Annotated in this window: 7 protein-coding genes; 2 read left to right on the forward strand and 5 right to left on the reverse strand. The window is 67.6% G+C overall.

Features of this window, described 5'->3' with window-relative positions; translation table 11 throughout:
* Nucleotides 1-12: 12 nt before the first annotated feature.
* A complete protein-coding gene (locus tag Q7V15_RS09050; protein WP_304755211.1) occupies nt 13-1,674 on the reverse strand; it encodes a HAMP domain-containing sensor histidine kinase in 1,662 nt (553 codons plus the stop codon).
* A 254-nt stretch (nt 1,675-1,928) separates the two neighbouring features.
* Here Q7V15_RS09050 and Q7V15_RS09055 point away from each other — a divergent pair, with 254 nt between their 5' ends.
* Together Q7V15_RS09055 and Q7V15_RS09060 are read left to right on the forward strand one after the other, a co-directional pair.
* On the forward strand, nt 1,929-2,756 hold the full coding sequence (locus Q7V15_RS09055) for a sensor histidine kinase KdpD (protein ID WP_304755212.1): 828 nt from the start codon (nt 1,929-1,931) through the stop codon (nt 2,754-2,756).
* 55 nt (nt 2,757-2,811) lie between these two features.
* Nucleotides 2,812-3,243 (forward strand): SufE family protein, encoded by a 432-nt coding sequence (locus tag Q7V15_RS09060; protein ID WP_304755213.1) that lies wholly within the window; start codon nt 2,812-2,814, stop codon nt 3,241-3,243.
* Between the two features lie 7 nt (nt 3,244-3,250).
* Here Q7V15_RS09060 and Q7V15_RS09065 read toward each other — a convergent pair whose 3' ends face one another.
* The 4 genes from Q7V15_RS09065 to Q7V15_RS09080 form a co-directional block, all read right to left on the reverse strand.
* Nucleotides 3,251-3,748, reverse strand: a complete 498-nt coding sequence (locus tag Q7V15_RS09065) for a PAS domain-containing protein (protein WP_304755223.1) — start codon at nt 3,746-3,748, stop codon at nt 3,251-3,253.
* Between the two features lie 171 nt (nt 3,749-3,919).
* A complete protein-coding gene (locus tag Q7V15_RS09070) occupies nt 3,920-4,339 on the reverse strand; it encodes a MucR family transcriptional regulator (RefSeq protein WP_304755215.1) in 420 nt (139 codons plus the stop codon).
* A 218-nt stretch (nt 4,340-4,557) separates the two neighbouring features.
* A complete protein-coding gene (locus Q7V15_RS09075; protein ID WP_304755218.1) occupies nt 4,558-5,775 on the reverse strand; it encodes a DUF2336 domain-containing protein in 1,218 nt (405 codons plus the stop codon).
* Between the two features lie 58 nt (nt 5,776-5,833).
* Nucleotides 5,834-6,370, reverse strand: a 537-nt coding sequence (locus Q7V15_RS09080) for an enoyl-CoA hydratase-related protein (RefSeq protein ID WP_304755219.1), incomplete at its 5' end; no start/stop codon positions are given.

A 6,370-nucleotide genomic window follows, 5' to 3' on the forward strand; every position in this document is an offset into this window, starting at 1 on the left:
TCTAGAGGCGGATCACAGGACGGGCGCCGCGGCCGGCTCGGGGTGCGGGGCCTCGGCGTCCTCAGATTGCACATAAGGCGGCAGCAGCACCGGCATCCGCACGGTGACGGTGGTGCCCTCGCCCACAGCGCTTTCCAGGATCATTTCGCCCCCGTGCAGCTCGGCGAAGCTGCGGACCAGGGACAGGCCAAGGCCGGTGCCCGCCGCGCGGCGCTCGGCGTCACCGGCCTGCTCATAGGGACGTCCCACCCGGGCGAGATCCTCGGGGCTCATGCCCATGCCGGTGTCGGCCACCACCAGCTCCATCATGCCGCCGACCGCCTGCAGACCCACCGTCACCGCCCCATTGCGCGGGGTGAATTTCAGCGCGTTGGAGATCAGGTTCAGAGCGATCTGCTTGAGCGCCCGGCGATCGGCGTCGATCTCCAGGGGCTCCCGGGGCAGGACCCCGCGGAGTTGAACGCCGGCCCGGTCGGCCTGGCCACGCATCAGGCGAAGGACCGCATTGACCGCCTCGCGGCCATCGAAGGCCTCGCGGCTCAGTTCGTAGCGTTCGGCCTCGATCTTGGACATGTCCAGGACGTCATTGATCAGGTCCAGCAGATGACGGCCGGACTCGTGGATCAGCTCGGCATATTCACCGTAACGGTCGGGCAAGGGGCCGAACAGACGCGAGCGCATGATGTCGGAAAAGCCCATGATGGCGTTCAGCGGCGTTCTCAGCTCGTGGCTCATATTGGCCAGGAAGCGGGACTTGCCGGTGTTCTGGGCCTCGGCCTCCCCGCGGGCGGCCTCCAACTCAGCCTCCTGGTCGCGTCGCGCGCGACCATCGAACAGAATGGCCGCCAGCCGCAGGGAGCGGCCCCGGCGCAGGCGCACCTCCAGCCATCCCTCCGGATCGGCGGCCGGTGCGAAGCCCAGTTCCACCTGACCATCTCGCAGGGCCACCTGAAAGGCGCGGGCGAGATCATGGCGGCCCTGGGGCTGGGCGAGGTCGAAGAAGGACCGCCCCGCCAGATCGGGGCCGGCCAGCGGCCGCCCATAGGCGCCCGCGATCCGCCCGTCCGGCAATATGTCGAGCAGCTGGGCGGGTTGATCTCCCACCAGCCGATGCAGCCGGCTAAGCACGCCGCCCCGGACCCGGTCGCGACGCTCCAACCGACGGAGCAGGCTGACCAGGCCGAGCGCCAACCCGCCGACGGCCGTGACCATGGCCACGGCCCCCAGCAGGGCGGCCTGTGGGTCGGTCATCGGGGAGGCCGCCGCCAGCAGGCTGACCAACAGGCCCAGGCCAAGCAGGGCCAGGGCCGCAGCGCCCGCCAAGGCCATCTGGCGGGTTCGGCCCTCCATGGCGGTGGCCGCCAGCGGGGCGAGGCACCAGGCGCCCATTGGCCCCAGGGCGCCGCCGCTGAGCAGCATCGCCATCCCCGGGCCAAGCACCCAGGCCGCCAGACGCAGTCTTTCATGGGCGCGTCGCTGGGCGACCGAGTGGCCCAGATCGACGAGGGCCGCCACGCTGCCGAGCATCAGGGCGATGACCGCCGTCGCCGCCCCTTGTCCGCCGGTCGCCAGCAGGTAGGCGCCGCCCCCCGCCGTGAGCGCCAGCCATCCTGCGCTCCACCAGAAGGCCTCCGGCGACGGAGCGTCCGGCAGGATGTCAGGTCGGGGGTCCATGGTGGCGGTGGGTCGCAGTCTTAGTCTCACGTCACGGAGGGGCCGGGCGGCCTTGCTGAGGCGGAATCGCTGAGAATGAACGCCTGACTGTAGCCCTCGCTCCCGCCCCTAGCGAGCCCGCTCGCCCCCTGGGCGATGGGCATGGGGTCGCAGCCCGCCCAATACGAGGCCGAGGGAGGCGATCAGAGGACACGAAACCTTTTCGTAAGCCCGCAGCCCCAGTCTGGAGATCAGTGTTTTTGTGAGCCCATCCCATGGTAGATGGCGCCCCGCGTCGCCCACCCCCATCGATCGAACCTCCGCTGTCGGCCGACGCGGCCTCCCGGCGTCAGGCGCGGCGGGCGGCCCACCGGCGGCTTGAGGCCCGTGCCGAGGAACACCGGCGGTCCTTCCTGCGTATGGTCAGCCACGAACTTCGCACCCCACTGAACTCGATCCTGGGCTTTTCTGAACTGATCAGCGCGGAGATCTACGGCCCCCTGGGCGCGCCGGAATACAAGGAGTACGCCAATCTGATCCGCGACAGCGGCCAGAAGCTGTTGTCCCTGGCCAATCAGGTCCTGGAGATCGCCCGGCTGGAAAGCGGGACAGCTGACCTCATCACCCGGCGAGAGCCTCTGGATCACATTCTGGATGACGTGCTGGATGGGCTCGCCGAAGAGATCAGGGCGCGGCCCGCCAAGGTCGTCGTCGAGGACCAGGGCGCCCTGCCTGACGTGATGGCCGATCCCAAGGGCGTCCGCACGGCCCTTGCCGCCCTGTTGTCCAACGCCATCATCCACGGGGGCGACGGGGGAGAGGTGCGCATCAAGGCCTGGCGAGAGAACAGCGAGGTGCTGATCGACATTCTCGACCAGGGTCCAGGCGTCGATCCCCGGGACATTCCCCGACTGCTGCGCCCCTTTGAGCAGGGCGAAAACGCCCTCATCCGGCGCGGCGAAGGCGCAGGCCTTGGCCTCCCCCTGGCCTTCATGCTGTGTCGCGGCATGGGCGGAGGCCTGGTCCTCACCCCTCGTCCCGAAGGCGGTCTCTGTGCGGCGATACGGCTGCCCGCCCCCGCCCAGGTGGGCGCACCCTGCTGAGCGCCGAGCGGTCGCCGTTGCGCCGCCGCCCCGGGGGGCTTAAGTCCGGTCCCTGATGGACGGCATCGAAGCAACGCTCAATGAACTGGCCGACGAGTTCGACCTCCTGGGGGACTGGGAGGAGCGCTACCGCTATGTCATCGAACTGGGAGCCGACCTAGCGCCCCTGAGCGAGGCTGAGCGCTCGGACGCCAATAAGGTCCGCGGTTGCGCCAGTCAGGTCTGGCTGGTCACCGAGCCGCAGGCGGATGGTCGCGTTGAGTTTCGAGGTGATTCCGACGCCCACATCGTGCGCGGCCTGATCGCCATTCTGTTGCGGCTGTTCTCTGGTCGGCGACCGGCTGACATCATCGCCTTTGATGTTCGCGCCGCGTTTCAGAGACTGGGCCTGTCGGGCGCCCTGTCAACGCAGCGCTCCAATGGGCTCGCCGCAATGGCCGACCGGATCGCGCGGGACGCCACGGCCCTGAACGCCGCCAACGCCTGAAACGCCGTCAGGCGGCGCGAATCCCCGAAAATCCGGACTCGCTCTGCAGGCCGACGACCGTGTCGTAGCCCAGGATCATATCCACATCGCGTCCATTGGACGCGAGCGGCAGGCGCAGCCAGAGAATGGACATGTGGCCGGCGCCCCGCCAGGCCAGGCTGTGGACCCCCACGCCGGGGCGACGTTCAGCGACGACGGCCGACAGTTCGTCGCGCCAGTAGTCGGCCGCCGCGGCATTGTAGACTTCACCCAAGGTACGGCCGGTGATCTCCCGGCCATAGATGCCATAGAGTCCGGTCCCCGCCAGCCGGACGCGGAAGTCCAGCGGCTCGCGCCGGACATCAATCAGGCTGACCGTCGGCAGCAACCGCTTCAGCGCCGCCGGATCAACATCCCTTCGGCAGGGCAGGTGGGCGCCATGACGCAGCCCCGCCCAATAGCCGTAGATTTCTTCATGAGCACGAGCGGCAGCCGCCGAAGCCCCAATCTGAGCCGCCATGTTCAGATTCCTTAACAACCCATTGGAATCGCGACGAATCACTTATCGCCTGTATGGCGAATCGAGGGCAACCCCTAAATCGCGGCCTGTGACGAAGTAGCGTTCAAATCAGCAAAACGCCCGCCTCCGGGGAGGCGGGCGTTCATGATCACGTCCGATGACCCAAAGGTCGGGCGATCAGCGCTTCTTGCGGGCGGCCTGACGGCCGCCTTGGCCAAGGCCCATCTGCTTGGCGAGGTCCGAGCGCGCCTTGGCGTAGTTCGGAGCAACCATCGGATAATCCTTGGGGAGGCCCCACTTCGCCCGGTATTCCTCAGGGCTCATATTGTACTTGGTCCGCAGATGCCGCTTCAGCGACTTGAACTTGCGACCATCTTCCAGGCAAATCAGGAAATCCGGCGTAATGGAGCGGCGCACGGGAACGGCTGGTTCCTTGGGCGGAGCCTCAACGGCTTCGGGCGCGCTGGTGACGCCCGCCAGGGCGCGATGCACCGCCTGGATCAGGTTCGGCAGGTCGGCCGCAGCGACCGAATTATTGCCGACATAGGCCGAAACGATGTCGGCCGTCATCTCGATGACTTCTGCTTTTTCGTCCATTTGTTCTACCCAGAACGGCGCAATGCGTACGCCACAACATCTGATTCCAAGATCAGTTGTCAGCTACTTATCGCCCACAGTGGCCTCACACAAGGCAATAGGCCTCATATCTGTGTTCGCATGACGAAGAAAAATCGATTGCACATGCCATAGTTGAGTAGCTGCGACGGCGTGTCACGCCATTCACGCATACCGCGGGGCTGAGCTTGAGCGTCGCCCTAGTTGCCGCCCAACTCTTTTGCAAAGGCCAACATCGCCGCGCGCTGAGGCAGAGAGTATTCATCAATGGCGCTGTCGTCACCGTCACGAATGGCGCGCAACAGTTCTGGCGTCATGGCCGAGGACAGGGACCAGTTCCAGTAGCGCAGCACCGTCTGGGCCCGGTCCACCGCCAGGGTGTCAAAGATGAGCATGGTGCGCTCGAAGGCCGGATTGACCGCCCCCGCCTCGTCAGTTTCGGGTCGGCGCAGGCCCCGCCAGAGGGCGCGCAGCGCCGCCCGGGGCAGGCCCGTGGCCTTGCACAGGATGGCGAGCGGTTCGCCCCCCGGATCGGTGAACAGCTTGGCGCCGGTCATCGGCTTCAGCCCCGCCAGATACGAGATCTCCTCGGCCACCTCACGGGTCATGCCATGCTGGGCCGCCGAGACCGCGGCCTCCAGGCTCGTGAACGGGCTCTTCTCGATCGCCGCGCGGTTGCGTTGACGCCGCTCGATGAACTGAAGCGCCTTGCGCGACATCGGGTCCTGCCAACCCTCCTGCGCAGCCATTGGAAAAATATCGCCGGCGGCGTCCTGCAGGATCTCCCGCGAAACGGCGAACCGTTGAAGGATGGTGCGGCGGGCCTCCGGATCGGCCCACCAGAACAGGACATAAGCCTGGGCTGGCCGCAGCTCGGGACGACGGAGAAGGGCCGTGGCCAGTTGCGGCGCGTCCCGGCTCATGGCGACCAGCGCCTCCAGTGCGGCATAGCCAATCCGGGCGTCCCCATTGGCCAGGACGACCTCCAGAACCCTCATCTCACCAGCCGCCACCAGGGCCTCGACCACCACCTCGCTCAGTCCCTTGCGGCCGGCGATCATCAGTCGATGTTCCGAGCCCGCGGTGCGCGTGCAGTCGAGCAGTTCGGCGTCTGACAGGCTTTCACAGTCCTCCAGCAGCGGTCGCGCCACCTGCGGCTCATCACGCAGCAACAGGCGGGCGAGTTGGGCTGGAACCTCGGCGAGCCCGGCGAGGCGTCGGGACACCCGCACGCGCTCCTCCGGCGAAGCGTCACGCAACATCTCGATGAGCAGGTCAGCGGTCACCGAGCGCTCAAAGGCGTTCACCCGGCTGGACGGCAGACAGACCACGTCCGCCAGCCGTCGCAGCAAGGCGCCACGGGCCCGGAACTGCGGCGGGCTTGGCGGATCGTCGGGCAAGGGCGCGCTCTGGCTCATGTCAGGCGCCAGTTGAACACGAGGGCGTTAACCCTAGGTTTGCTTCCTGCCTGCGGTTTCAGGCGAAGGGCGGCGCGCTCCAACCCGCCCAGATGTCGGGCAGATCCGTTGAAACGGCGTTGGGAAAGGCGGGCGGGCGCTTCTGGAGAAAGGACTCCACGCCCTCCTTGGAGTCCCCCGACGCGCCCCGGGCCTGGATGGCGCGGCTGTCGGCCCGGTGGGCGATCATCGGATGTTCGGCGCCGGCCATGCGCCACATGAGCTGGCGAGTCAGGGCCACGGACACCGGGGCGGCGTTGTCGACGATCTCGCGCGCCAGGGCCCGGGCGGCCGGCAGGAGGTCGTCCGGCGCATGCAGCGACCGCACGAGACCCCGCTCCAAGGCCTCCTGAGCGTTGAAAACCCGGCCGGAATAGCACCATTCCAGGGCCGTCTGCATTCCCACCAGGCGGGGCAGGAACCAGGATGAACAGGCCTCCGGGGTTATCCCTCGCCGGGCGAAGACAAAGCCGAAACGGGCCTCGGTGGAGGCCAGCCGGATATCCATTGGCAGTTGCATGGTGGCCCCGACCCCGACCGCCGGGCCATTCACCGC

It is taken from the genome of Phenylobacterium sp. (assembly GCF_030651755.1).
Taxonomy (GTDB): domain Bacteria; phylum Pseudomonadota; class Alphaproteobacteria; order Caulobacterales; family Caulobacteraceae; genus Phenylobacterium.

Bases quoted from the DNA above. Each gene is read 5' to 3' on its own strand.
- Q7V15_RS09070 (WP_304755215.1), bottom strand. From the start codon at position 4,339: ATGGACGAAAAAGCAGAAGTCATCGAGATGACGGCCGACATCGTTTCG.
- Q7V15_RS09055 (WP_304755212.1), top strand. From the start codon at position 1,929: ATGGTAGATGGCGCCCCGCGTCGCCCACCCCCATCGATCGAACCTCCG.
- Q7V15_RS09050 (WP_304755211.1), bottom strand. From the start codon at position 1,674: ATGGACCCCCGACCTGACATCCTGCCGGACGCTCCGTCGCCGGAGGCC.
- Q7V15_RS09060 (WP_304755213.1), top strand. From the start codon at position 2,812: ATGGACGGCATCGAAGCAACGCTCAATGAACTGGCCGACGAGTTCGAC.
- Q7V15_RS09075 (WP_304755218.1), bottom strand. From the start codon at position 5,775: ATGAGCCAGAGCGCGCCCTTGCCCGACGATCCGCCAAGCCCGCCGCAG.